The sequence below is a fragment of the Paenibacillus sp. FSL H7-0735 genome, assembly GCF_038008505.1.
In the GTDB taxonomy this organism is placed as follows: Bacteria; Bacillota; Bacilli; order Paenibacillales; family Paenibacillaceae; genus Paenibacillus_AQ; species Paenibacillus_AQ odorifer.
On sequence record NZ_JBBOZH010000001.1, the window covers coordinates 1,045,188 to 1,069,582 of the forward strand.

Below are 24,395 nucleotides of genomic sequence, written 5' to 3' on the forward strand. Positions count from 1 at the left end.
TAGAATGACTAACCTTTTTGATTTGACGGGTAAGACAGCTATTATCGCAGGAGCATCCAGTGGGATCGGGGTACAATTCGCAGAGATGCTTGCTGAGCAAGGAGCAGACATTGCTATTTTGGCCAGAAGATATGACAAGCTTGTAGCAGTAGCCGAGGATATCCGGGCTAAATACCCTGAACGCAGAATAATTCCTATTGAGTGTGATGTAAGAAAAGAGGACCAGATTATTGTGGCTGTTCAAAAGGTTATGGAAGCCTTTGGAAAAATTGATATTCTGCTGAACAATGCTGGTGTGGTGGATGCGGTTCCGATTGAAGCGCTGGAAGAAGAAGCTTGGGATCGGGTATTGGATACTGATTTAAAGGGCGTGTTCCTGATGTCGAAACATGTGATCCGGCATATGAAAGAACGGAATTACGGTAAAATCGTCAATACAGCTTCAATGCTAGGCCTTACAGCTTCTGCTTCGGTTCCTACGCATTCTTACAATGCTGCTAAAGGTGGAGTGATCCATCTGACAAGAGGGGTGGCGGCAACTTATGCTAAGCATGGGATTACTGTTAATGCGATTGGACCAAGCTTGTTCAAAACTGAAATGACTGAGAATACGTTATTTGCAGAAAAAGCGCTAAAAATGTACAACGCAGTGTGTCCGATGGGCCGCCCTGGTAATCCGGGAGAATTAAACGGTGCTGTACTCTACTTTGCTTCAGATGCTTCCAGCTACACTACAGGTCAGACTTTGTTTGTAGATGGCGGCTGGACGATTATATAGAGTTCATCTGGGTCCGTAAGTTGAGGCAATAGTTGTAACTCCAAAAAAAGGGTATCTCAAAAGCCATGAAAGGGTGGCTGGGATACGCCTTTTTTTGCATTGTACGATGAAAGATGCTCCGCCAGTAACAAGGGAATTGCTGAATTTATCAGAAATTGTCGTTAATTTGCCTTAAAAAGTAGACATGACTACCTATGAGTGAGAAAATAGCATGTAGAGTTAGTAATAACTAAAAAGGACGGGATAACATCATGACAATTCGTTTCGGGGTCATTGGAACAAACTTTATTACAGACCGCTTCGTGCAAGCCGGCTTGGAGAATGAGGAGTTTATCCTGACAGCCGTGTACTCTCGCACAATGGAGAAAGGTCAGGCCTTTGCTGCTAAATATGCGGGAGCTACAATTTATACGAATCTGGAAGATATGGTGAAAAGCAAAGATGTAGATGCTATATATATTGCCAGCCCAAATTCTATGCATGCAGAGCAAGCGATTATGTGCTTAAATCACGGCAAGCATGTGCTCTGCGAGAAACCGGCTGCATCCAACAGTATAGAGCTTAAAGCTATGATTGAAGCTGCGCGCACAAATGATGTGCTGCTGGTAGAGGCGATGAAATCGACCTTTATGCCGAACTTTGGAGTGATTCGGGATAATTTGTATAAACTCGGCCAAGTTCGCCGTTATTTTGCAAGTTATTGTAAGTACTCCTCTAGATATGATGCTTATCGGCAGGGGACTGTGCTAAATGCGTTTAATCCCGCTTTTTCCAATGGCTCGTTAATGGATCTTGGTGTGTACTGTTTGTATCCAATGGTGGTGCTCTTTGGCAAGCCTCAATCAGTACAGGCAGTGGGTGTCATGCTCTCCTCAGGTGTGGATGGTGAAGGAAGTCTCATTATGAAATATGACGATATGGATGCGGTAGTTATGCACTCCAAAATTTCCGACTCCTATCTGCCAGCTGAGATTCATGGAGAGAACGGTACGATGGTGATCGACAAGATCAATGAGCCTTATCAGGTGAAAATTTACTATCGTGATGGTACAGTTGAGGAGCTTACGTTGCCTCAGGTGTTTGAACCTATGTATTATGAGGTTGAGGAATTCATCAACTTGATTAAGAATGGTGAACGGGAGAGCAGAATTAATACTCATGAGAACTCCATGGCCGCAGCAGAGATTATGGAGGAAGCCAGAGCACAGATCGGTCTCCGCTATGCCTCAGATTTATAATAAATAGAATGGGGAGCAGGACTTGAAGACTTTTAAAAAGGTTTATATTGAGATAACAAGCGTCTGCAACCTCGCCTGTAGCTTTTGTCCACAAACCGCCCGGACGAAAAATTTCATGAAGCTGGATACGTTTAATACGATATTGGATGAAATTAAACCACACAGCAATCATATTTATCTTCACGTCAAAGGGGAGCCGTTGCTGCATCCCAAGATAGGTGAACTGCTGGATGCTGCTCATGCCAAAGGGTTCAAGGTTAATATTACAACTAATGGCACGTTAATTCATAAAGCCGGACCTAAAATTCTTGGTAAGCCCGCACTGCGTCAGATGAACTTTTCTCTGCACAGCTTTGATGGGCATGAAGGGTCAGAGAACCGTGAAGGCTATCTTTCAGAGATAATTTCTTTTGTACGGGAAGCCTCTGCGCAAGGGGTCATTATTTCTTTCCGCTTGTGGAATTTGACGGAGGATAATCTGACGAATCTGGAAAGAAACCGTAACCGTGAAACCCTCGCCCTGCTGGAGGAAGCCTTCAACTTGGATTTCAAGATCGAAGAAAAGGTTGTGCCTGGCAGTGGTGTCAAGATTGCCCCGCGCGTCTACCTTAATCAGGATCATGAGTTCCGTTGGCCAGCGCTAAATGAGCCGGAAGATGACGGAAAAGGGTTCTGTCATGCCCTGCGGAGCCAAGCGGCGATTCTTGTGGATGGCACTGTTGTGCCATGCTGTCTGGATGGTGAAGGAGTAATTAACCTAGGCAACATCCATGAGACTCCTTTCTCAGAGATTGTGGAGGGGGAGCGGGCGAACAATTTATTCTATGGCTTCTCACGTAGAGAAGCGGTGGAGGAGCTATGCCGCAAATGTGGGTATCGGCAGCGGTTCGGAACCTAATGACTGGAATGCAAACAGAACCGGGACATGGCTATTTCATGAATCCTGGTTCTGTTTTTTAATTAACGGGATTGTATATATATAATAATAGGTCTTTATAGTCTCCACTTTGGAGCGAAGGAGGAGCATATGCTGAAATCACTGGAAGCCATCGCCTTATACCGTGAAGGTGTGCAAGATCATTTGGAGGATAACCTCTGGCTGAAGCTTATTGTCCAAGCGGAGGAGCAGATAGTAAATTTGGAACGTGTGGAATCTCTGGAGGAGCTGGATCGCAGGAATCCCGTACTGGATTATGTGGAACGTAGCTTGCAGATTCTGGACCAACTCCCCCGTTCTATTTGGATAAAAGAGCTGGTGGAAGAAACGTTAATTTGGTCAGAAACGGCTAAGGGAGGTACAGCAAAGGAGCGGCTGGTTTGGCAGGAGGAAGGGATTAATTGTTTTGTACATAATTTAGGTTCCGCACAGTTATATGAGAGATATTTGGGGAGGGCTGTCTCCGAGAAAGGTGCGATGATTCAGCGGCTAATTGAGACTCATGGACTCATAGGACAGCAAATTCGCGGAGAAGTGCCGCCGGAAGTCAATAAGCCACTCCATGATATAGTGGAAGATCAGCTGCTGACCGCGGAGGAACTGGAACGCCTGCTGACCGTGCTCAATCATTGCATCATCGGAGCTGTGTCTCCCGAGTTATGGCAGAATGTGCAGCATGAAGTGAAGCAGCTTATTGAGCTGATTTCTTCAGGCAATCTTGCTAGTCCTATGCCGATGAAGGAACGACTGCGCAGAATGCGGCTGGGACCGATCTCTAGAGGAGAGGATTTCACTACGGAATGGGCTAAGCTGACGCAGGAAGGCTTCCATGCTGAACGATTGGAGTCATTAAGTAAGATTACCTTCTGGTATGTGGAATCTGCATTACAGACCTTTTCGCTGGAGCAATTTCTGAAGGTGATGGTGCTTGCTGCCCAGAGGGCGCAAAATGAATTCTTAAGCCATATCAGCTTCGAGCATGTCATGAACAGCATTTACTACGATTACAAGGGTGTTAAGAAGACCAACATTTATAAGAAGCGGATTATCGAAAAATATTTAGCGGAGCTTACATGGAAGGATATCGAGCAAGGGAGTTTGCCTGCTGAGAACCCTCACCTACTCTTGCGGCAATATTCTAAGGAACATCTGCCAGGCACGGTATTTTTTCAATTCCAATTCTCGGCAGCGGCTGAGAAGCTGATCGAATTCTGTATGGAAGCTGAAAAATCACCCTTGTATGAACGTGCTGTATTGCTGTTGTTCGACCTATTCGAGCTGCGCAGGGACGCTTTCGACCGTTTTCATAATGAAGATACCTACTTAAGCCAAATGAATAATACAGCAGATTATAAAGCCGTAATTCTGGAACATGTCACTGGTCAAAAAGTGCTGGATATCGGCCCGGGCGGCGGTGTGCTGCTGGATTTGCTGGAAGAGCGTATGCCTGAGGTTACTCCTATCGGCATTGATATCTCAAGCAATGTAGTGGAAGCCTTGCGGCAACGCAAGCAGCGGGAAGGTCGCCAGTGGGAGGTGCTGCAGGGAGATGCGTTGAACCTTAAAGATTTCGTGGAGGCTGGAACGGTGGACACGGTAATCTTCTCTTCGATTTTGCATGAGCTATATTCTTATGTGCCGCTAAATGGTAATAAGTTCAATCATGACACTGTCTCCGCAGCTCTGCGAAGTGCCTTTGATGTATTGTCAGCTGGCGGGGTTATCATTATCCGCGATGGGATCATGACCGAACCCGCATCATTGCTGCGGAGAATTCGCTTTCTGGAAGAGGACGGTCTGGTGTGGCTGGAGCGTTATGCGAAGGATTTTGCTGGACGTCAGATTCAGTTTCAAAGATTAGGGGAACAAGAAGTGCTCATGCCCGTTAATGATGCCATGGAATTTTTATATACGTATACTTGGGGGGAAGAGGCTTATATTCACGAAGTCCAAGAACAATTTGGTTATTTCACCCCTACGGAGTTTGCCTCATTTATTGAACAGAATTTAGGAGAGCAGGCGAAGATTGAGGTCTTCCGGCATTACCTGCAAGAAGGTTATACCGAAGCTCTGCGTGATAGAGTAAGGTTCATGGATGAGAGCGGACAGGAAGTGGCGCTGCCGGACAGCACCTGCTTTATTGTGATTCGGAAGGAATAGCCGAAAAATAACATCAGCTGCATCTAAAAAAGCAATCGGCAGACCCTCTGATGCGGAGGAGATCCGATTGCTTTTTTATATAGAGAATCTTGCTCTTGTTAGATTAGTATTTCTAGCTGTGACTTATCAGATTCTTCAGCTAAACGTTGAATTTCTTGATAGGTAGCTAATTGTTCTGTCCGCTCATTGGTATTTTCTTCAGAAGGTTTAATTTCTGTTGAACCTGCTTTATCGATCTGATCTTTAATTTTATCTCCCGTGTCTTTCATGGCATCGCCTAACGTTTCGTTCATTTCCGATAGTTTAGTTTCGATTTTGGATAACTGCTCCCGTTTGGCTGTTGCAGAATGAGTAGAACGAGTCTCATCCAGCTCTATTTCCTTGGTCAGAATTTTAGCCTCGCCACGCATCTTAGTGTGGGTAGAAGAAACTACCTCCATTTGGCTAACATCTTGGCTTACAGAAACAATCGTATTCAATCTTTCGTTTTGTATCTCTTGCTCGGTTTTAGGTTCATCCGTTGAATTAGCTTTTTGAGCATCTTCTAAGTTCTTTTGTTGCTCTTCGAAGCTGTATTTTGCAATTTGTTGGTCAATCGTTTGAAGCTGCTTGTCGAACTCCTTAAGTTGATCTTGAATAGATTCGAGATTATGTGAACTTTTGGTAGTTCTTTCAATCAGACTGTTCTTACTGTCGATGATATTTTGTTTTTGTTTAAGCAGGGAGTTAACCATTCCGTCCATTTTGGATTGACTTTGAAAAGCGGCCTTTGCAGATTTACTTATTGATAATTTGTCTCCATTACCATTACCACTAATATTGCTGTTTGATTTCATAGTTTTATCATTAGTTTGGTGACTAACAGATACATTAAACCTCGTTCCCATAGATGAGGTCATATTCGTTATATGCATGGTTCATTATCCTCCTACGACGATAAGATCTATCTATAATATATCGGCAAATCAGCAGTAATATTTAATAAAGAGAGCTGTTAGCCGCAGCGCTGTTTGATGGACGCGTAACAACTTCTTTATCCGAATTATATTTGGTAAGCATATCTGAACAAAGCCTGGAAGAGGAAGATATTTTCGATGCCAGGCTTTGTTATGTCTATTTGCCGGTGAATTTTTGTCGGAAGTTAGAGGGAGAGATGCCTTCTTTTTTGGAGAAGCAGGAAGAGTAGTAAGTAATATGATGGAAGCCAACCTCTTCAGCAATGCGGGCGATGGACCAGGAAGTCTGAATTAACAGCCGCTTGGATTGTTCTAGACGATAGGACAGGAGATAGGCCATAGGGGTCACACCATATATTTTCAGCATGTTTTTGGCGAGATAGTTGGGATGATAGTTAAGTTCTTTTTGAAGTAAGGAGTTAGTTACATCACGAGTATAATTTTGCCGAATGAACAATTCAATCTTCTCGGCGAGATGAATGGCGGTTGCATCTGATGCCTCGGCGAGATCGCGGTCCAAGAATTGCAGAAACTGTTGAAAGGAGGCTTGGCGCTTCCAGTTGCGCATCGATTGGGGTTCTTGTTCCAGATGGAAAAAGAACTCTAATACCTCCATTGCCTTCTCTGAAATTTTCATATACTTCGGAATAAAAATCGAGCATACATCGCAGTGATTTAAATAAGCTTTTTGTTTATGGCTCTCGATGAGCTCGCTCTGATTTTCCAGACATTCGTTCATATCCTGACACTCGATCCAGCTGCCGAAAGTCTGAAAATGAATCCAGATGATTTCTGTTTCGATAGGACAGGGGGCAAAGCCATAGTGATGGGCATCTGGTCGAAGGATGAGGAATTCTCCTTCCTTTAGCTCCCAGTGCACCTCGTTCTCGGCGATAGGCAACGTACCCTTTTTAACAATGATTAGATCAAATACGCCGATGCAATTACGACTGATATGATAGTCTCCAGCATTGTAGTGAGCACGGCCACAGTCTATGAAATAAGGAATAGGCGGTGTGATAAAGCTAAGAATCGGTGAGTTCATCGCGAGCCTCCAAAAGGTTGTAATTCCTAAAAATCAGGTTGGAATCCATCGTTTTTGCATGAAGTAGATGAGACTAGCCCGCACCTTTCCTAAACTCCGAAGGCGAGCATTTCATCGCTTTGCGGAAAACCTTTATAAAATAGCTTACATTATCAAATCCGACCTCGAATGCGATGTCGGATATTTTTCTTTCACTTTGCTGCAGCAGATCGGCAGCCTGGCGAATCCGGTAAGAGTTGATGTAATCGACTGGCGTTTTACGAGTCATCATTTTGAAGAAGCGGCAGAATTGCCCCTCGCTCATGGGAATAAGCTCTGATAGATCACGGGTACGGATCGGTTCCTGATAGTTATCTTGGATATAAAGGATCACCTTTTTAAGGCGGTTAATCTTGGTAGTATCTGCATCATCCGATTGGCTGCGGTTCTCAAATCGGCCCTCTGCGGTAATCTTGGAAAGCATGATTAGCAAAGTTCCTTTCATAAAGGTCTCAAATCCGGGCATTTTATTAGCGTATGCCTCCATCATTTGCTTCAGATGATGAAGCAGTTCCTGCTGCCAAGGGATAGCGGGTGTAATATGTCTCGGAAAGCTTTGGCGTTTCTCTTGCAGTGGCAAAATCGCGTTTTGCTGGATCGTATCGTACTGGGCGCTAGCCAAAAGATCAGGCAGAAATACAAGCGCACAGAATTTGCAGGGGGTGTCTTCGTTCAGCACATAGGCGGCGTGTATATCGCCAGATTCGATAAATACCGCTTCTCCAGCTCGGAGAGGAAAATATTCTGTGTCTACTTGGAACAGAATTTCTCCTTCTAGCAGCATAAAGAACTCCGCTTCTTCATGCCAATGTGTATCAAGTACATGCGTTCCGGATGGAAGCTCGATCCAATAAGCTGCGAGTGGAAACATACTATCTCCATGAACTCTGTTTTCTTTTAGCAAACTCTGAGTTGTACGGTCCATATAAACGCCTCTTTTCTTAAAAAACATCAAAATAGTGTTATAAATGAGCTATATAGTATTAGTTTTGTTCATTTTTTATCGGTATAATGCAACTATAAACACCAAATTGAAAGGTGGCAAGTACACAATGAAATTTACTGATGGTCTCTGGCTGGTTCGTGAAGGTATCACGATTAACGGCGCAGTTCAAAATTATGTTGTAGAAAAGACTCCCGAAGGATTAACAGCAATTACACAAACGACTCCAATCACAGGGCGCGCAGCAACGCTGAATTCAACCCTGCTTACTGTAAAATTCCATTCCCCGCTTCCAGGCGTGGTAGGCATTAAAATTATTCATCATGATGGTGTACAGGAACGTGGTCCGGTTTTCGAACTGACTAAAGGTACTGGCGATCATGTGAAGATTGAAGAAACGGATCTCGAAACCGTGCTGATCAGCGGCGGACTTCGTGTAGTGATTCGCAAAGGCGAACAATGGGCGGTGGATTTCTATCGCGGCGAAGAACGTATTACAGGCAGTGGCTTTAAATCCATGGCTTACATCACCGACCAAGACGGCAACACGTACATGCGTGATGAGCTGGATCTCGGCGTAGGCGAATTCGTATATGGTCTGGGCGAACGTTTTACAGCTTTCGTGAAAAATGGACAAACCGTAGATATCTGGAACAAAGACGGCGGTACTAGCTCCGAGCAAGCTTACAAAAACATTCCTTTCTATGTATCAAGCAAAGGTTATGGAGTATTCGTTAATCATCCGGAATTGGTTTCCTATGAAATCGCTTCAGAAAAAGTGAAAAAGGCCCAATTCAGCGTAGCTGGAGAAAGCTTGGAATACTTCGTGATCGATGGACCTACCATTAAAGACGTTATTAGCAACTATACTGCTCTTACAGGTAAACCAGCGCTTCCACCAGCATGGACTTTTGGATTGTGGCTGACAACTTCGTTTACTACCAACTATGATGAAGAAACTGTAAATTCCTTCGTAGAAGGTATGGCAGAACGTGATCTGCCGCTGCATGTATTCCACTTTGACTGCTTCTGGATGCGTGAGTATCAATGGACTGATTTTGAATGGGATAAACGTGTATTCCCAGATCCAGAGGGCATGCTGAAACGCCTGAAGGAAAAAGGCCTGAAGATCTGCGTATGGATCAACTCCTATATTGGCCAACGTTCACGCTTGTTTGAAGAAGGCAAGAAAAACGGATACTTGATCAAAAAGCCTAACGGCGACGTTTATCAATGTGACCTGTGGCAAGCGGGTATGGGACTGGTGGATTTCACTAACCCTGCGGCTTGTGAATGGTATGCCGGCTACCTGCGTGATTTGGTAGATATGGGCGTAGACAGCTTTAAGACAGACTTCGGTGAGCGGATTCCTACAGATGTAGTTTATTTCGACGGATCTGATCCGATGAAAATGCACAATTACTACACTCAACTGTACAACAAAGTTGTATTTGAAGTATTGGAAGAGAAGCTTGGCAAGAATGAGGCAGCATTGTTCGCACGTTCTGCAACTGCTGGCGGCCAACAGTTCCCAGTTCACTGGGGCGGAGATTGCTACGCAGATTATGAATCCATGGCAGAAAGCCTTCGTGGCGGTTTGTCCCTAGGTTTGTCCGGTTTCGGTTTCTGGAGTCACGATATCGGTGGTTTCGAGAACACTGCTCCGGCACATGTATTCAAACGCTGGTTAGCTTTTGGACTGTTGTCCAGCCACAGCCGTCTGCACGGCAGCACTTCGTATCGTGTACCTTGGGCGTACGATGATGAAGCTTGTGATGTTACCCGCTTCTTCACGAAGCTTAAATGCAGCTTGATGCCTTACCTCTATGATGTGGCTGGCCAGGCTGCAGAGCATGGCTGGGCTTCTATGCGGGCGATGGTTATGGAATTCCCGGAAGATCCAACATGCGAAGTGCTTGATCGCCAATACATGCTGGGTGATTCCTTGCTCGTAGCGCCTATTTTCCAAGAAAACGGCGAAGTGAAATACTATCTGCCAGCGGGTCGCTGGACACACCTGCTATCTGGTGAAACTGTACAAGGCGGATCATGGCGCAAAGAGAAATATGATTTCTTCAGCTTGCCACTGTTCGTTCGTCAGAACTCCTTGCTGGCAATCGGCAGCATCGACAACAAACCGGATTATGACTTTGCGGATGGCGTGAAATTTGGCCTGTATTCACTTGAAGAAGGTACTACTACTTCTGCAACCGTACGTGATCTTAAAGGTGCTCCTGAATTGACTGTGAAGGCTGCCCGCAAAGGCAACAGCGTAACAGTTACTGCAGAAGGCAGCGGTAAAGAATTCTCGCTTTCCCTTAAAGATCTGGGAGCTATCGCTTCCGTAGAAGGTGCAGAGCAAGTAGATGAGACTACAGTGAAAGTAAACGCAGGTGCAAAATCCGTATCGTTTACCATTAGACTGAAATAAGATGATTTCTTAAAGCATATTGATATAGCCATAACCTCTCTTGTAGACTGGGTGAACGATCTATTCCCTGGTCTATAGGAGAGGTTTTAGTGTTACAATCTTAACTAATAACGGGGGAAACGTTATGAATACTAATTTAATTAAGGGAAGTGGAGTTTTGAATCAGACGGACTATACCTCTGCTACGGTTCTTTCAACCGCCGCTAATTTTATTATGAATAGGCAAGAACCTTTTACACATACCTTCCGGACTTATATTCGGTTACGGGAAAACGGCCCGTTGCAGCTAAAATTTTGGCATAGCAATGCAGTGGATTCCACTTGGGACCACGGGCTTGAAGCTTCGGGTAGTGAACCTGGGGGCAGTTGGGTGATCGAATCGGCTTTTATCGCTGATGGAGGAACTGAGCCAAACGGAGCTATTATTGAGCATACACAACATGCTGTCACCTTTGAAGGCAATGTCTCCAAACCAGTAGCGGCCGGTGAATGCTTCTGGAGTGATGAGACAAGCATTAATCTACCCGATGGCCATTACTTAGCTTTTACATGGACGATTAAGACAACCGCTGCGGGCAAATCCATTCCTTTCAATGTAGAAGGCATGCTGGCAACCGCTTATGATGCGCCCGGAAATCTGGCTGCACAGGAATCAGCCGATGGATTTACAGAATCCGACAAGCTTCTGGTACTGCCAAGCTATATCGGGTATAAGAAAGCTGTGAATAAGAAGCTAGTATTTTTGGGAGATTCGATTACTCAAGGTGTGCGGACATTAAAGGACGGATACGAATATTGGGCAGCGAGAATTGCGGATGGTCTTGGTGCAGAGATTGGCGTATGGAATCTCGGCTCAGGCTGGGCTAGAGCGTATGATGTGGCTGCGGATGGCCCTTGGCTTCACAAAGCTAAACAGAGTGATGAACTGATGATTGTCCTCGGCGTAAATGATATTGATATTGGCTGCCGCTCTGCAGATGAGTTACTTGGTGATCTGACAACTATTATTGCTAAGATCAAAACAGCAAATGCTGATGCTAGTATTATTCTAAGTACGGTGCCGCCGTTTAATTTTCAGGAGGCAAGAGAAGAAACTTGGCGTAGAGTGAATCATGAAATCCTGACTAACCCACCCGCTGGAGTAGACCGTGTGTTTGATATAGCAAGCCTATTATCGTTGCCTGCACCAGACGATCACCGGATCAGACCGGAATATATGAGTGGACAAGACGACCCGCATCCGAACGGCATAGCCGGTAAGACGGTTGCGGACGCCTTTTTAAACTGGTATTGATCAACTCTTAAATGTGTCCCGGTAGTCCTTAGGTGAAGATCCGACCTGCTTCTTAAACACTTTGCTGAAATATTTAACATCATGAAAACCGACCATTTCGGAGATTTGGGTCAGCTTCAGACGAGGATTCTGCAATAGCAGCTTAGCTTTATCTATTCGGATATTAACAATAAAGTCGGAAAAGTTAATACCGTATTCCTGTTTGAATCGGCGGGAAATATATTCACGGCTAACAAAAAACTTTCCGGCCACTTCCTGTAAGGACAGGTCGGAAGCATAATTAAGCTCGATATATTTGACGATATCATGCATCGGATTACGTTCTTTAGCTTGTTTCAGGGCGATTACTTCGGCCAGCTCCTGCATTAGGGTATACGACCAGTCACGCCAAGCGAATAAGGAGAACGAGTAACCGTTCGTATAAGGAGCTGGGTGAAGCTGGTCGGCCTGTTCAAGCTCGGCCAGTGCACCTTCAGCTTCAGGGCCTAACATTTCCCGTACCAGCTGGGAACGAAATAGTAGAGCATCATTTTTCCATGAGTTTAGGATTTCTGGTGTAACAATCCCGCCTCGGCTAAGCTCATCTACCCAGTGCTGCGCAGCTGTTGATAATATTTCTGGACTTCCGCTGATGACTGCCATTTTCCAATCTTCCTTGACGTCAGCAAAGTTCGTTGCTGATATATTACCGCGAACCTCTGCTTTGGCGATCTCTTTACGATCTCTGAACTCTTCGGAGGAGGAGGAGAAATGGCAGTAATCCTCATGAATTAATAAGTTTCGGCGTTGTAATGCCTCTGCCACCTCTGCACGCTGATAAGGTAACTGCTTAGGTAAGTTGCCGATGCTGCTGATTCCAAAATGCATTCGGACCTGCAAGGTAGAGTAGATGCCATGATTGATTCTGCCTATTAGCTCGACCACAGAGGTCTGAATATCCCACAGAATAATTGCAATCTCCGGAGGACCTCCCCAATAACGAAAAGCAACACCCTTATGCGGACTGTGCAAAAATTCATTACAAATGTTGACGATAGCGTAGTTCATTAACTCGGTGTCTCCGCCAAAACGTTTAATCAACGGATTGTTACCCGCATCTGTCTGCACCAATATTAACCGAGCGGAATGGATGTTTTCCGGAATGATACCATCACTGCATAACCTCCGCAAAGATAAATCAGAATTGATCGGATCATCAATTAGTGCGGATAATAGCTTTTCCCCATAAATGGGCTTGAACTCATTAAGCTGAATACTCTGTTTCTGCCGCTCGCTTCGGTCATCTTCTTCTGAGCGCCAGGCTGCAACTGCCTTAGCTACCGCTACATTGATTGCCTCGGCTTCGATGGGCTTCAGGATATAATCAATCCCCCCATGCCGCACAGTCTGACGTACGAACTCAAAATCATTATGTCCGCTGACTACAATAAACTTAGTGTTGCCGGCGAATTCGTTCACCCAGGTCATTAACTCTATCCCATTACCTGATTCCATCATCATATCCATAATGACTAATGCTGGTTTAGCCTGCCGGATGATCTCGATGGCTTCATTTCCATTTCCGGCTTCCAGAACTTCATCTATTTGATGGGCGTCCCAGTCGACAAGCAGTCTGACTGCCTTTCTAACTCTTGCCTCGTCATCAACAATCAACGCCTTCATATCTTTTCACGCTCCGCTATAATTTCAATTTCCAATTTCACTACTACTCCACCCGCTCTAAGGTTATCAACAGTTAAAGTGGCACTATCTCCGCACACAAACTTGAGTCGAGCCAGAACGTTCGGCAGACCAATACCTGATCCTGTAGCTTCCTTGGTTTGCTCTGTATTTCTTAATAAATCTATATCTGTTCTAGTAGGATGCTGTAGCTTCTGCTTTAAAAGATCTAACTTCGCTGAAGGGATCGCATTTCCGTTATTTTGGATACAGATTTCCATCCGGTTGTCATCCACTTTTGCTGCGGTGATTTCAATGAATCCGTCACTGCGGGAAAGATTAAAGCCGTGTTTGAAATAATTTTCAACAATAGGCTGTAAAATCATTTTCGGCATAAACGTCTCTAAAAGTGATTCCTCCATATCGTAGCGGAAACTGAACTTATTTTCAAAACGTTCCTTTTGCAGTTCAATGTAGGCTTTGACATGATCCAGCTCATCCTTAACAGTTACGATCTTCTCCTCATTGTACATGCTGTAGCGCATCATTTTGGCTAGAGCTGAAAGAAGTGAGTAAATTTGGGGCACTTTAAGCTCTAAGGCCAGCGTGCCAATGATTTGCAACGTGTTATTCAGAAAATGCGGGTTGATTTGTGCTTGCAGTGCCCGCAGTTCATTGGTTTTATTGGACAATTCCAGCTTGTACTCCCTTAGGATCAGGTTGTTGATCGTGTCCATCATACTGCGGAATCGCTCGGTAACCACGCCAATCTCATCTTTGCCCATAGGTTGAATATCAACATCAAGATTACCGGTCTGCACCTGATTCATGTAACGAGTCAACTGCTTGATCGGGGCTGTGATTCGAAAAGAGATCAGAGTCGTTAAGGTGGCAATTGTAATTAATAGTAGAACAAGGAGGATTATATTGATCGCTGCCGCCTCGTTGGCTTCCCGGAAGAGATAGGACGTAGGAATCTGCTTCACGAGGGTCCAATTTAAACCTTGGGTTTCGATTCTCTGGTAAATAAACACAGCATCTTCCTCTTCAAAATACCCTTGGGAGCTTTGATTGGTAGCGATTTGCTTGTTGTACCAGGAGGCATGTAGACGCTTGCCGTATTCCTCACTGTTGCTTCCGTATACAATCTTGCCATCGCCATCCAGCAGCCAAATGTTTTCCTGTTTCTGATCATATAACTGACTGACGATGTCGGTAAGAGCCGTTAGCTTAACATCGATCGACAGGAAGCCGATTGGAGTGGTAGTTGGAATCCTTTCAATTCGTCTATGCAATGTGAACACAGGCTCCGGTATGAGTTGCGGGATAGGTGAAGTTAGGCCGTAGCTGTGACTTATATGTGTACTTTGTATAACCACAGGAGAACTGCTAGTGATATCTGAGTCGGCATAGGGAGGAATACCCTGCCAACGTTTGGGTGTATTCTGGGTGAGCAAAGTGGCTTTTCTATCCTTGGCACCGTACAGATACACCTGGGATATATCTGGCATGGATGAAGAAATGTAATTTAGAGAAGAATAAATTCGTGTATTTGCTGCCATATCCTCATATCCCGCTTCGAGCAGTCTGTAGAAATCTGAATCTGAATAAACGATAAGGGAGAGACGATTGATCTCCTGAATCAGACTTTCGATGTTTCTATTGCCTTGAAAGAGGAGGTTCGTATTCTCGTCTACTGCCCTTGTTCTTAGGGATTGAGTGCTATAGTGATAGCTAATAAACATGGTGGCCATAATACAAATTAACGTTGGCAGTAGGATAAAAACGATCAATTTTGTGCGAATCGTGTTCCATTTCATCGAAATTTGTCACATCCGATCAATATTTTACACCTGAAAGATCACTTTAGTAGGTGTGAGGTACCCTGAAAAAAACAGATAATATGTGTATAAAGCATAAACAAGTAAGTGAGCAAAAGAAAGGGGGGGGCAATAAATGCGCGGCACTAAGTTGTCCCAGTTAGGTCAACAGCTTTTTTTCGTTGGTCCGGCAGTTTTGTTTTTTACCTTAATAACGATTATTCCATTTTTGATGGGGATGTATTACTCTTTCACAGATTGGAACGGTGTATCCGGTAATGTAAGTTGGGTCGGATTTCAAAACTTTTCCACTATTTTCTCAAATGACCCTGACTTCTGGTCTTCCTTTTGGTTTACGGTAAGATTTACGGTGTTAGGTGTGATTTTGACTAACGTGGTAGGCTTCTTCTTGGCTTATCTGTTAACTAAACCTTTAAAGACACGTAACATGCTTCGGACCATTTTCTTTATGCCGAACGTTATCGGAGGGTTGTTGCTTGGTTTCATCTGGCAATTTATCTTCATCAAAGGGTTCGCCACTATGGGCGACCTGACGGGATGGTCCTTCTTTAATCTTCCTTGGCTCGGTGATGCCACAACAGGATTTTGGGCGATTGTAATGGTCTTTGTTTGGCAGTCTTCCGGTTATCTAATGGTTATCTACATTGCTTCGTTGAGTAACGTATCTAAAGAAGTACTAGAAGCGGCTGATATTGATGGGGCTTCCCGTTGGCAGGTGCTACGCAATATCGTAGTTCCACTAATTATGCCTGCTGTAACTATCGGATTATTCTTGGCCATTTCCTGGTCATTCAAAATGTTTGACCTTAACTTGTCCTTGACGAAGGGCGGACCGTTCAAATCGACAGAATCCGTTGCTATGAATATTTACAATGAAGCCTTCCTGAACAATCGTTACGGGCTGGGTACTGCAAAAGCGCTGCTGTTCTTTGTAATTGTAGCCATCATTACTCTGATTCAGGTCCGTATCACGAAGAGCAAGGAGGTTGAAGCGTAATGAAACCTACAGAAAAAAAGAGATGGAATATTGGCACGGAAGTGATAATGATCCTCCTGGCCCTGCTCTTTCTCTCTCCATTCTATTTCTTGCTCGCAAACTCGGTGAAATCCTTCGGTGAAATTCTGAGTGATGCGGCAAGCTGGCCAAAAGTATTTATGTGGTCGAACTATTCAACCGCTTGGAAATTAGCCCGTTTCGGTGAAGCATTCCGAAACTCGGTTATTATCACAGTTATCAGTGTTATTCTAATCTCTCTGTTCAGTGCGATGGCATCCTATCGTATGGTTCGGGCGAATACGAAATTCAATCAGTTCTTGCTGCTTATATTTGTAGCGGCAATGGTAGTTCCGTTTCAAACGATCATGATTCCAATTCTGAAGGTCGTAAATGTTATTGGAGTAAACAACTCTTTCCTTGGTTTGATTATCACGAATCTAGGGATCAGTGTTCCGATGGCGATCTTCCTGTTCCACGGCTTTATCAAGTCCGTTCCTCTTGAAATTGAAGAGGCGGCTACAGTAGATGGATGTAATCCTATTACCGTGTTCTTCCGTATTGTGCTTCCTTTGCTGAAGCCAATGGTGATGACAACAATCGTGCTAAACGCACTTGGAATATGGAATGACTATCTGTTGCCATCCTTGATTCTTCAGGCACCAGAGCTTCGGACCATTCCACTGGCGACTTTCTCCTTCTTTGGTCAATACACCAAACAATGGGATATGGCACTTCCGGCTCTCGTAATCGGGGTCGCACCAATTATCATTTTCTACCTGTTTATGCAACGTTACATTGTTGAGGGAATAGCGGCTGGCTCGGTGAAAGGTTAACACCGAGCCCTTCGTTCCAAATATTTTTTAAGCAGTCCACTATTTTAAGGGGGAATATATAATGAAGAAGAAACACTCCGCAGTTGCTCTATCAGCAGTAATGGCAATGAGTTTAGCTCTAACGGCATGTGGTGGTAATAATAACGCTTCTAGTAACTCACAAAATGGAAGCGCTGGCACAAATTCAGGTGAAGTGAAGACCGTAAAGATCTTCCAATTCAAAACTGAAATCGTAGAAGGCCTCAATGAGCTTAAGGTTGAATTCGAAAAAGAATACCCTAACATCAAGCTGGATATCCAAACAGTTGGTGGTGGTGCGGACTACGCAGCAGCATTGAAAACTAAATTCGCTTCCGGCGATGCGCCTGATATTTTCTCCAATGGTGGATATGCAGAAATGGAACTTTGGGGAGACAAGATGGAAGATCTGTCCGACCAACCTTGGGTAAAAGATCTGATTCCTATGGCTGCAGAGCCTATGACTAAAGATGGCAAAGTATACGGTATGGCAATGAACCTAGAGGGTATCGGTATTGTGTATAACAAGGACTTGTTCGCTAAAGCGGGAATCACTGAAACTCCAAAAACATTGTCACAGCTTGAAGAAGCAGCTAAAAAGCTGCAAGCTATCGACGTAACTCCTTTTGGTAATGCATATCAGGAATGGTGGCTGCTAGGTAACCAAGGGATCAGCGTAGCCTTTGCACAACAAGATAATGTAGATGAATTCATCAAAGGTTTGAATGAAGGAACTGGTACAATTGTAGGCAATAAAACGTTTGAAGAGTGGAGCAAGTATCTCAAACTGACTTTACAATACGGACAAAAGAATCCTTTGACCACAGATGCTAACACTCACCTGGCAATGTTCGCAAAAGGTGAAACTGCAATGATGCAAGAAGGTAACTGGGCACAAACTCTTGTTGATAACATCACTCCTGATATGAACATTGGTATGTTCCCTATGCCAATCAATGAAGATGCTGAGAAGAATGACAAAATGACTGTAGGTATCCCTGCGAACCTAGTAGTCAACAAAGAATCCGGTTCTAAAGAAGAAGCAAAAACTTTCTTGAACTGGTTGGTAACGTCCGATATGGGTAAAGAGTACATCGTTAAAAAATGGAAATTCATCCCTGCTTTGTCCACAATCGAAGCAACACCTGAAGACATCGGTATGCTTGGAGCAGACGTATGGAACTATGTAAAAGAAAACAAAGTTTATGGCCTGCAATCCTCCAAATTCCCTGATGGTGTAACGCAAGAATTTGCCAGCGTGATCCAACAGTTCATCGCTGACAAGGTTGACGTTAACGGCTGGATGACTGGTATGCAAGCTGCATGGGACAAGCTTAAAAAATAAGTAAAGCACATTTATAGAGAAGATTTAATGGATATTAGTGGTTAACAGAAGCGCTCTCCGTATACCTCATCAATTTGAGACGGGGAGCGCTTTTTTTGGGAAACAGGGCTGAATATCAAGGGATGGGGAGAAGCGCCAATGAAACGATATGATCATGTTCAGATGGGTGTGGACTATTACCCGGAGCATTGGGATGAATCCATGTGGGAACCAGATATCAAGTTGATGAAAGAAACAGGTGTTAAAGTAGTCCGGGTTGCTGAGTTCGCATGGAGTCGACTGGAGCCAACTGAGGGGAATTACCAGTTCGAGTGGCTGGACCGCGCGCTGAACCTTTTTCATCAATATGATCTGCAGGTTGTGATGGGTACGCCAACAGCTACACCGCCAAGATGGTTAACGACGAAATTTCCGGATGTGCTTCCGGTGTTTGCTAATGGAGAGACCTTTCACCCGGGGGTACGTGGACACCGCTGCTATAACAGCACATCACTGCGTGAGTATGGCAGCCGTATTATTCTGCGTCTTGCCGAGCGTTACAGTGAACACCCGGCTGTCATAGGCTGGCAGACTGATAATGAATTTGGCATGTTGGATTGTCATTGTGACGCTTGTAATACTGCTTTTCGAGCATGGGTACAAGCTAAATACGGAACACTGGATGAGGTCAATGCAGAATGGGGAACCGTAGTTTGGAGCGGGGAGTACAGCGATTGGAATGAGCTTACCGTGCCGCTGGGCGGATCACCTCATCAGAATCCATCTTTTCTGCTGGATTTTCAGCGGTTTCAGTGGGATTCGGTGGTAGCGTTTCAGACGGCGCAGATCAATATTTTGCGTATGATTTGTCCAGAGCATTTCATAACCCATAACTTTCACAGCTATCCGCAGCGTCTCGATATGTACGCAGTGGGTGCAGATCTGGATGTGGCTGCGTTTGATTATTATCCGAATACTTCGCCAACCAAACAAGAGACGACGCCTTATAGCGGAGCGCTTTCATTGGACGTAACCCGTGGCATTAAACGTCAAAACTTCTGGATTATGGAGCAGCTGAGTGGATCGCCGGGTTGTTGGATGCCGATGTGGCGAACCCCTTATCCAGGACTGATTCGTGCCTATGCATGGCAGGCGATTGCTAGAGGTGCGGATACGGTTGTTCATTTTCGCTGGAGAAGTGCAATTTCAGGAGCAGAACAATTCTGGCACGGGCTGATTGACCACAGCAATGTTCCGGGACGCAGATTAGCGGAGTTCACGCAGCTATGTCATGAGGTTAATAGGCTGAGCGACAAGCTCCAAGGAACGATGCTGAAAAACGAAGTGGCTATCCTCCATTCCCATGAAGAGAAGGCCGCACTGGATATTCAGCCGCAGGCAGAGGGCTTTGATTATTATGAGAACATTAAGCAGATTCACCGGGCGGTAACCAAGCTTGGCATCGGCTGCGATGTTATCGACCTCAGACAACCGCTTGATGGATACAAAGTAGTGATCGCTCCAAATTTATATTTGCTGGATGAGGAGATCGTACGTAATCTGGAGGATTTTGCCCTCGCTGGCGGGACCTTGCTGATCACCAACCGTAGTGGTGTCAAAAATATAAACAACATCGCAGTCATGCAACCGCTGCCTGGGCAGCTGAGCTACTGTACCGGCGTTGAAGTGCTGGAGTATGATCCGATTGGCGCTGAAACACATGCCATCATGGATGCGGAGGGTAACCAATACGAATGTACGCAGTGGTGCGACATTCTCCGGCCGGTAGTGGCCCAGCCGATTGCTTGGTATGGTGATGATTTCTATCGCGGCACACCCGCTGTAACTGTTAATTCCTTCGGTAAAGGTCAGGTTTATTACTTCGGAACTCATGCGGAAGAGAAGTACTGGTCAGTTCTATTAGAGAACCTGGCTAAGGAAAAAGGGTTGTTACGCTTTGAAGGATTGCCAAACGGAGTACAAGCCTCCGTACGGACTGGAAATCAGGGAAGCTTCTTATTCCTGCTTAACCTGAGCCGCGAGTCGGTGATCGTTCCGTTGCCACGAGAATACAGCAGCCTGCTGGATAATAAGATTCGATCGGGAGAGCTCCAGCTTGAGCCGTATGGCGTAGAGGTGCTGGAGATTTGAGTGGTTTTGAGTAAAGAGGTATTGGAGTGGGTTTGGGAGTGTGGCAGGAGAGAGGAAAGTGGAGTGAGGGATGTGTGGAGTAAGGTGAAGTGAGGTTGGTGAAGATGGAGTGAGGGATGTGTGGAGTAAGGGAAGAGCGGTGTAGGGGAATGTGTGGAGTAGGAATAGTGAAGTAAGTGGAAGTGTGGAGTAAAAAATGAGTGGAGTAGGGCATGCAGAAACTTTAACAGAAGCACAACAGAAAATAGTTGCACTTCGTACACTTATTTGAAGTGTTGGAGTGTTTAATTGGTTTTAGTTGCACTTTGTGCAGCTAAAAATCGGCTTATCCCGCTGCAAGGCCATTTTCCGAGAATATAGTTGCACAGAATACACTTATATGGATAATTTCTGCCGTGCAGGCTATTTTAAGTGTACAAAGTGCAATTATTTCGTCTGACTCACTCATACTGAACTGAAGAGAGCTGCACAATGGGCTCCAACATGATCAGATTTCCACATGAAGTCCATAACATGATCAGATTTCCGCATGGACTCCATCATGATCAGATTTCCACATAGACTCCCATCATGTACAGATCTACACGATCCAGCTCAGAGGTGCCGCACACTCGCAGCCAAATGCACCCAGCCAACGTACCGTACCGTACCGCACTTCACCGTACCGCCCGTTTCTACACAATAGTAGCGCATACCATACTCTTACTACGTTCTAGCCGCATATTCCCAGCGAGCAATTTTTCCACAGTGGGCGGGACATTTTTAATGCAGGCGTCTAAATTGCTCCGGCGTAGTCCCGGATTGCTTGCGAAATGTGGCTACATAGTGACTGACATCGCGGAAGCCGACTAGCTGGGAGATAGCTTTTACCGTAAGATCGGGTTGGCTTACGAGCATTTCTTTGCTTTTGCGGATGCGTAAACGTACGAAGTAGGCATAAGGCGAGAGTCCGAAAGTTTGGACGAATAGGTTGTTAAGATAGCGCCCAGATACCCCTAGTTCATCGGCTAGATCGTTCAGTCCGAGATCAGGATCGCCATAATGGCTGTCCATCCATTTTAGCAGTGGCTGCAGCTTATCTACATTGCGGGAAATCGCCGTATTGTTATGAAGCTGGCCATATTTACTCAAAGTAAGCAAAAAACGATAAGCATCTGTGGAGGCGCCGAGACCAAACATATCCTGGTAGGCATCATGACGATCCAGCATTTCCTTCAGCAGATTGGGGAGAGGCGCTTCATTTTCCCAACGGTAAAAAGAATTACTATTCATCCCAAGCGTCTCCAAAATTGATTGTGCCGAATCGCCACCGAACGTTAGATAATAGGTACCCCAGTTTTTAGTGGAGGCCTCATAACGATGGGGTGTATAGGGAAGTAGTAATACGCCGCTGCCTTCAGGCAAGGAAAAGGTTTTATTGTCAAAATGGATAATCCCTTCACCTTCTGAGGTTTGAAGCCAATGATACGTGTCATAGCCATCGGGGCGGGATACTTTTTCCTGATCATGATTGTGCCCCATACTGTCTAAAGTGATTGGCAAGTGCTGTCCACCTTCATGGACGAATACGATCCTGCGATGCATGATTTCGGACAATGCTATCCTCTCCTGTTAGTTCTATATTCTTATATGTATGAGACATTATTTTATATTTAAAGGGCAACCTTAACCATTTACAATAGATATATAATTATACTATAAAGGGTGTGCGAAGTGTGATTAACGATAAATTACCTAAAATTTGGTACGGTGGAGATTACAATCCGGAGCAATGGGATGCGCCTGTATGGGCTGAGGATGAACGGATGTTCAAGCTAGCGGGAATTGATGTTGCCACAATTAATGTGTTTTCCTGGGCTTTAATTCAACCTTCCGAAGATACTTATGATTTCTCCTCATTGGATGAATTAATGGATAGACTATATAAAAATGGAACTTATGTATGTCTAGCTACAGGAACAGGAGCGCATCCAGCTTGGATGGCTCACCGATATCCTGAAGTGACACGTGTCGATGTCCAGGGCAGAAAACGTAAGTTCGGTGGACGTCATAACTCCAATCCGAACAGTTCAGTTTACCGCAAGTATGCAGCGAAGCTGGCTGGTAAGCTGGCAGAACGCTACAAGGATCATCCGGCACTGGTAGCTTGGCATATTTCTAATGAATATGGTGGCTATGATTATTCCGAACAGTCCGCTGCTGCCTTCCGTGTCTGGTTGAAGGAGCGTTATGGTTCGCTGGATGCTTTGAACAAGGCTTGGAATACACGCTTTTGGGGACATACGTTTTATGATTGGGAAGAAATTGTGGTGCCAAATGAGCTGAGTGAAGAATGGAACGGTAACCGTACTAACTTCCAAGGGATCTCGTTGGACTATCGCCGTTTTATGTCTTATAGCTTGCTCGAATGTTACAAAATCGAATATGAAGCGATCAAAGAACACAGCACCAACGTACCAGTTACAACGAACCTGATGGGCTTTTATCCGGAGCTAGATTATTTTGAGTGGGCCAAGCATATGGATGTAATTTCTTGGGACAACTATCCTTCACTGGACACACCGGTCAGCTTTACAGCAATGACACATGATCTTATGCGTGGATTAAAAAATGGCCAACCGTTCATGCTGATGGAGCAAACACCGAGCCAGCAGAACTGGCAACCGTACAACTCTTTGAAACGTCCGGGCGTTATGCGCCTATGGAGTTACCAGGCTGTAGCGCGTGGTGCAGATACTGTGTTGTTCTTCCAGCTGCGTCGTTCGATAGGGGCTTGTGAAAAGTATCATGGAGCGGTAATTGAGCATGTGGGTCATGAACACACACGGGTATTCCGTGAATGTGCTGAGCTGGGCAAAGAGCTGGAGCAGCTTGGAGATCAACTACTGGATGCGCGCAGTGCGGCTAAAGTAGGGATCATCTACGATTGGGAAAATCGTTGGGCACTTGATCTATCAAGCGGTCCGTCGGTTGCCTTGGATTACGTGAATGAAGTTCACAAATATTATGATGCGCTGTATCAGCAAAATATCGAAGCCGACATGATCGGGGTTGAAGAGAACCTGTCCAAGTATGAAATTGTTATCGCACCTGTAATGTACATGGTCAAGCCAGGTTTTGCAGAGAAGGTTGAAGCCTTTGTAAAAGCGGGCGGCACATTCATTACGACTTATTTCAGCGGTATTGTTAATGAGAACGACCTTGTAACGGTTGGAGGTTATCCAGGCGAATTGCGTAAGGTGCTTGGAATTTGGGCAGAGGAAATCGATGCATTACTGCCAGGTATGAGCAATGAGCTCGTGCTGGATAAAACGTGGGGTAGCTTGAGTGGTTCTTATAAATGTGATCTGCTCTGCGATCTGATCCATGCCGAAGGGGCAGAAGTTTTGGCAGAGTACGGTTCTGATTTCTATAAAGGAATGCCTGCACTGACTGTGAATAAATTTGGCGAAGGTAAAGCTTATTATGTGGCGACTAGCCCAGAAGCTGGATTCCTGCAAGGTTTCCTAGCGAATCTGTGTGCCGAAAAGAACATTCAGCCGCTGGTAACTGCACCGGAAGGTATCGAATCTGTTCAACGTGTGAAGGATGGCGTATCTTTTCTGTTCTTGCTGAACCACACCGCTGGTGATTTAAGCGCCGATATTGGGGCGGCTGAGCGTACTGATCTACTGACAGGTAATGTAATTAGCGGTTCAGCTGTTGTGCCGGGTCGCGGAGTATTGATTTTGTCGGATAAAAAATAGTTGAG

At 45.0% G+C, this 24,395-nt stretch carries 17 protein-coding genes; 11 read left to right on the forward strand and 6 right to left on the reverse strand.

The annotated features are described in order from the left end of the window. Nucleotides 1-4 precede the first annotated feature (4 nt). The 4 genes from NSS82_RS04575 (at nucleotide 5) to NSS82_RS04590 (ending at nucleotide 5,113) form a co-directional block, all read left to right on the forward strand. Nucleotides 5-778, forward strand: coding sequence for an SDR family NAD(P)-dependent oxidoreductase (locus NSS82_RS04575; protein WP_036680744.1), 774 nt, complete (start codon nucleotides 5-7; stop codon nucleotides 776-778). Between the two features lie 251 nt (nucleotides 779-1,029). Further along, nucleotides 1,030-2,016, forward strand: a complete 987-nt coding sequence (locus NSS82_RS04580) for a Gfo/Idh/MocA family protein (RefSeq protein WP_036680747.1) — start codon at nucleotides 1,030-1,032, stop codon at nucleotides 2,014-2,016. Between the two features lie 22 nt (nucleotides 2,017-2,038). Next, on the forward strand, nucleotides 2,039-2,914 hold the full coding sequence (locus tag NSS82_RS04585; protein ID WP_036680750.1) for a radical SAM/SPASM domain-containing protein: 876 nt from the start codon (nucleotides 2,039-2,041) through the stop codon (nucleotides 2,912-2,914). A 129-nt stretch (nucleotides 2,915-3,043) separates the two neighbouring features. Beyond that, nucleotides 3,044-5,113 (forward strand): class I SAM-dependent methyltransferase, encoded by a 2,070-nt coding sequence (locus NSS82_RS04590; RefSeq protein ID WP_076274017.1) that lies wholly within the window; start codon nucleotides 3,044-3,046, stop codon nucleotides 5,111-5,113. 98 nt (nucleotides 5,114-5,211) lie between these two features. On the opposite strand, the gene NSS82_RS04595 is transcribed toward NSS82_RS04590, so the two are convergent. The 3 genes from NSS82_RS04595 to NSS82_RS04605 form a co-directional block, all read right to left on the reverse strand. Further along, nucleotides 5,212-6,027 (reverse strand): hypothetical protein, encoded by an 816-nt coding sequence (locus NSS82_RS04595; protein ID WP_076274018.1) that lies wholly within the window; start codon nucleotides 6,025-6,027, stop codon nucleotides 5,212-5,214. A 199-nt stretch (nucleotides 6,028-6,226) separates the two neighbouring features. Next, on the reverse strand, nucleotides 6,227-7,114 hold the full coding sequence (locus tag NSS82_RS04600; RefSeq protein WP_076274019.1) for a helix-turn-helix transcriptional regulator: 888 nt from the start codon (nucleotides 7,112-7,114) through the stop codon (nucleotides 6,227-6,229). A gap of 73 nt (nucleotides 7,115-7,187) precedes the next feature. Then, nucleotides 7,188-8,078: an AraC family transcriptional regulator gene (locus tag NSS82_RS04605; protein WP_036680763.1), complete on the reverse strand. Its 891-nt coding sequence runs from the start codon at nucleotides 8,076-8,078 to the stop codon at nucleotides 7,188-7,190. A gap of 127 nt (nucleotides 8,079-8,205) precedes the next feature. On the opposite strand from NSS82_RS04605, the gene yicI reads away from it, so the two are divergent. Together yicI and NSS82_RS04615 are read left to right on the forward strand one after the other, a co-directional pair. Then, nucleotides 8,206-10,527: an alpha-xylosidase gene (gene yicI, locus NSS82_RS04610; RefSeq protein ID WP_076274020.1), complete on the forward strand. Its 2,322-nt coding sequence runs from the start codon at nucleotides 8,206-8,208 to the stop codon at nucleotides 10,525-10,527. A 124-nt stretch (nucleotides 10,528-10,651) separates the two neighbouring features. Next, entirely contained in the window at nucleotides 10,652-11,821 is a 1,170-nt protein-coding gene (locus NSS82_RS04615; RefSeq protein ID WP_076274021.1) for an SGNH/GDSL hydrolase family protein, read from the forward strand. Here the strand turns inward: NSS82_RS04615 and NSS82_RS04620 are convergent, their stop codons facing one another. Together NSS82_RS04620 and NSS82_RS04625 are read right to left on the reverse strand one after the other, a co-directional pair. Then, the gene (locus tag NSS82_RS04620; RefSeq protein ID WP_076274022.1) at nucleotides 11,822-13,483 is read right to left on the reverse strand and encodes a response regulator transcription factor; all 1,662 of its coding nucleotides are present in this window, start codon (nucleotides 13,481-13,483) and stop codon (nucleotides 11,822-11,824) included. It abuts the gene before it with no gap. Continuing rightward, a complete protein-coding gene (locus NSS82_RS04625) occupies nucleotides 13,480-15,300 on the reverse strand; it encodes a cache domain-containing sensor histidine kinase (protein ID WP_076274023.1) in 1,821 nt (606 codons plus the stop codon). The genes NSS82_RS04620 and NSS82_RS04625 overlap by 4 nt, the downstream gene beginning before the upstream one ends. A gap of 136 nt (nucleotides 15,301-15,436) precedes the next feature. Between NSS82_RS04625 and NSS82_RS04630 the strand changes: the two genes are divergently transcribed. The 4 genes from NSS82_RS04630 to NSS82_RS04645 all read left to right on the forward strand — a co-directional run bounded on the left by NSS82_RS04630 (nucleotide 15,437) and on the right by NSS82_RS04645 (nucleotide 20,644). Then, complete coding sequence (locus NSS82_RS04630; protein WP_036680772.1) at nucleotides 15,437-16,318, forward strand: carbohydrate ABC transporter permease; 882 nt, start codon at nucleotides 15,437-15,439, stop codon at nucleotides 16,316-16,318. Next, complete coding sequence (locus tag NSS82_RS04635) at nucleotides 16,318-17,151, forward strand: carbohydrate ABC transporter permease (RefSeq protein WP_036680774.1); 834 nt, start codon at nucleotides 16,318-16,320, stop codon at nucleotides 17,149-17,151. Before NSS82_RS04630 ends, NSS82_RS04635 begins: the two co-directional genes overlap by 1 nt. Nucleotides 17,152-17,212: 61 nt before the next feature. After that, complete coding sequence (locus NSS82_RS04640) at nucleotides 17,213-18,514, forward strand: ABC transporter substrate-binding protein (protein ID WP_094902687.1); 1,302 nt, start codon at nucleotides 17,213-17,215, stop codon at nucleotides 18,512-18,514. 138 nt (nucleotides 18,515-18,652) lie between these two features. Beyond that, nucleotides 18,653-20,644, forward strand: coding sequence for a beta-galactosidase (locus NSS82_RS04645; RefSeq protein WP_076274024.1), 1,992 nt, complete (start codon nucleotides 18,653-18,655; stop codon nucleotides 20,642-20,644). A gap of 762 nt (nucleotides 20,645-21,406) precedes the next feature. On the opposite strand, the gene NSS82_RS04650 is transcribed toward NSS82_RS04645, so the two are convergent. Continuing rightward, nucleotides 21,407-22,240 carry an AraC family transcriptional regulator gene (locus tag NSS82_RS04650; protein ID WP_244886422.1) on the reverse strand — a complete coding sequence of 278 codons (834 nt, stop codon included), beginning with the start codon at nucleotides 22,238-22,240 and terminating at the stop codon, nucleotides 21,407-21,409. Between the two features lie 119 nt (nucleotides 22,241-22,359). Here NSS82_RS04650 and NSS82_RS04655 point away from each other — a divergent pair, with 119 nt between their 5' ends. Continuing rightward, a complete protein-coding gene (locus NSS82_RS04655; RefSeq protein ID WP_076274025.1) occupies nucleotides 22,360-24,390 on the forward strand; it encodes a beta-galactosidase in 2,031 nt (676 codons plus the stop codon). Nucleotides 24,391-24,395: the final 5 nt, after the last annotated feature.

What these genes read in the sequence shown, in the direction of transcription:
- NSS82_RS04635 (WP_036680774.1), top strand. Translation starts at nt 16,318, where the DNA reads ATGAAACCTACAGAAAAAAAGAGATGGAATATTGGCACGGAAGTGATA.
- NSS82_RS04620 (WP_076274022.1), bottom strand. Translation starts at nt 13,483, where the DNA reads ATGAAGGCGTTGATTGTTGATGACGAGGCAAGAGTTAGAAAGGCAGTC.
- NSS82_RS04625 (WP_076274023.1), bottom strand. Translation starts at nt 15,300, where the DNA reads ATGAAATGGAACACGATTCGCACAAAATTGATCGTTTTTATCCTACTG.
- yicI (WP_076274020.1), top strand. Translation starts at nt 8,206, where the DNA reads ATGAAATTTACTGATGGTCTCTGGCTGGTTCGTGAAGGTATCACGATT.
- NSS82_RS04590 (WP_076274017.1), top strand. Translation starts at nt 3,044, where the DNA reads ATGCTGAAATCACTGGAAGCCATCGCCTTATACCGTGAAGGTGTGCAA.
- NSS82_RS04605 (WP_036680763.1), bottom strand. Translation starts at nt 8,078, where the DNA reads ATGGACCGTACAACTCAGAGTTTGCTAAAAGAAAACAGAGTTCATGGA.
- NSS82_RS04630 (WP_036680772.1), top strand. Translation starts at nt 15,437, where the DNA reads ATGCGCGGCACTAAGTTGTCCCAGTTAGGTCAACAGCTTTTTTTCGTT.
- NSS82_RS04640 (WP_094902687.1), top strand. Translation starts at nt 17,213, where the DNA reads ATGAAGAAGAAACACTCCGCAGTTGCTCTATCAGCAGTAATGGCAATG.
- NSS82_RS04575 (WP_036680744.1), top strand. Translation starts at nt 5, where the DNA reads ATGACTAACCTTTTTGATTTGACGGGTAAGACAGCTATTATCGCAGGA.
- NSS82_RS04645 (WP_076274024.1), top strand. Translation starts at nt 18,653, where the DNA reads ATGAAACGATATGATCATGTTCAGATGGGTGTGGACTATTACCCGGAG.
- NSS82_RS04580 (WP_036680747.1), top strand. Translation starts at nt 1,030, where the DNA reads ATGACAATTCGTTTCGGGGTCATTGGAACAAACTTTATTACAGACCGC.
- NSS82_RS04595 (WP_076274018.1), bottom strand. Translation starts at nt 6,027, where the DNA reads ATGCATATAACGAATATGACCTCATCTATGGGAACGAGGTTTAATGTA.
- NSS82_RS04600 (WP_076274019.1), bottom strand. Translation starts at nt 7,114, where the DNA reads ATGAACTCACCGATTCTTAGCTTTATCACACCGCCTATTCCTTATTTC.
- NSS82_RS04615 (WP_076274021.1), top strand. Translation starts at nt 10,652, where the DNA reads ATGAATACTAATTTAATTAAGGGAAGTGGAGTTTTGAATCAGACGGAC.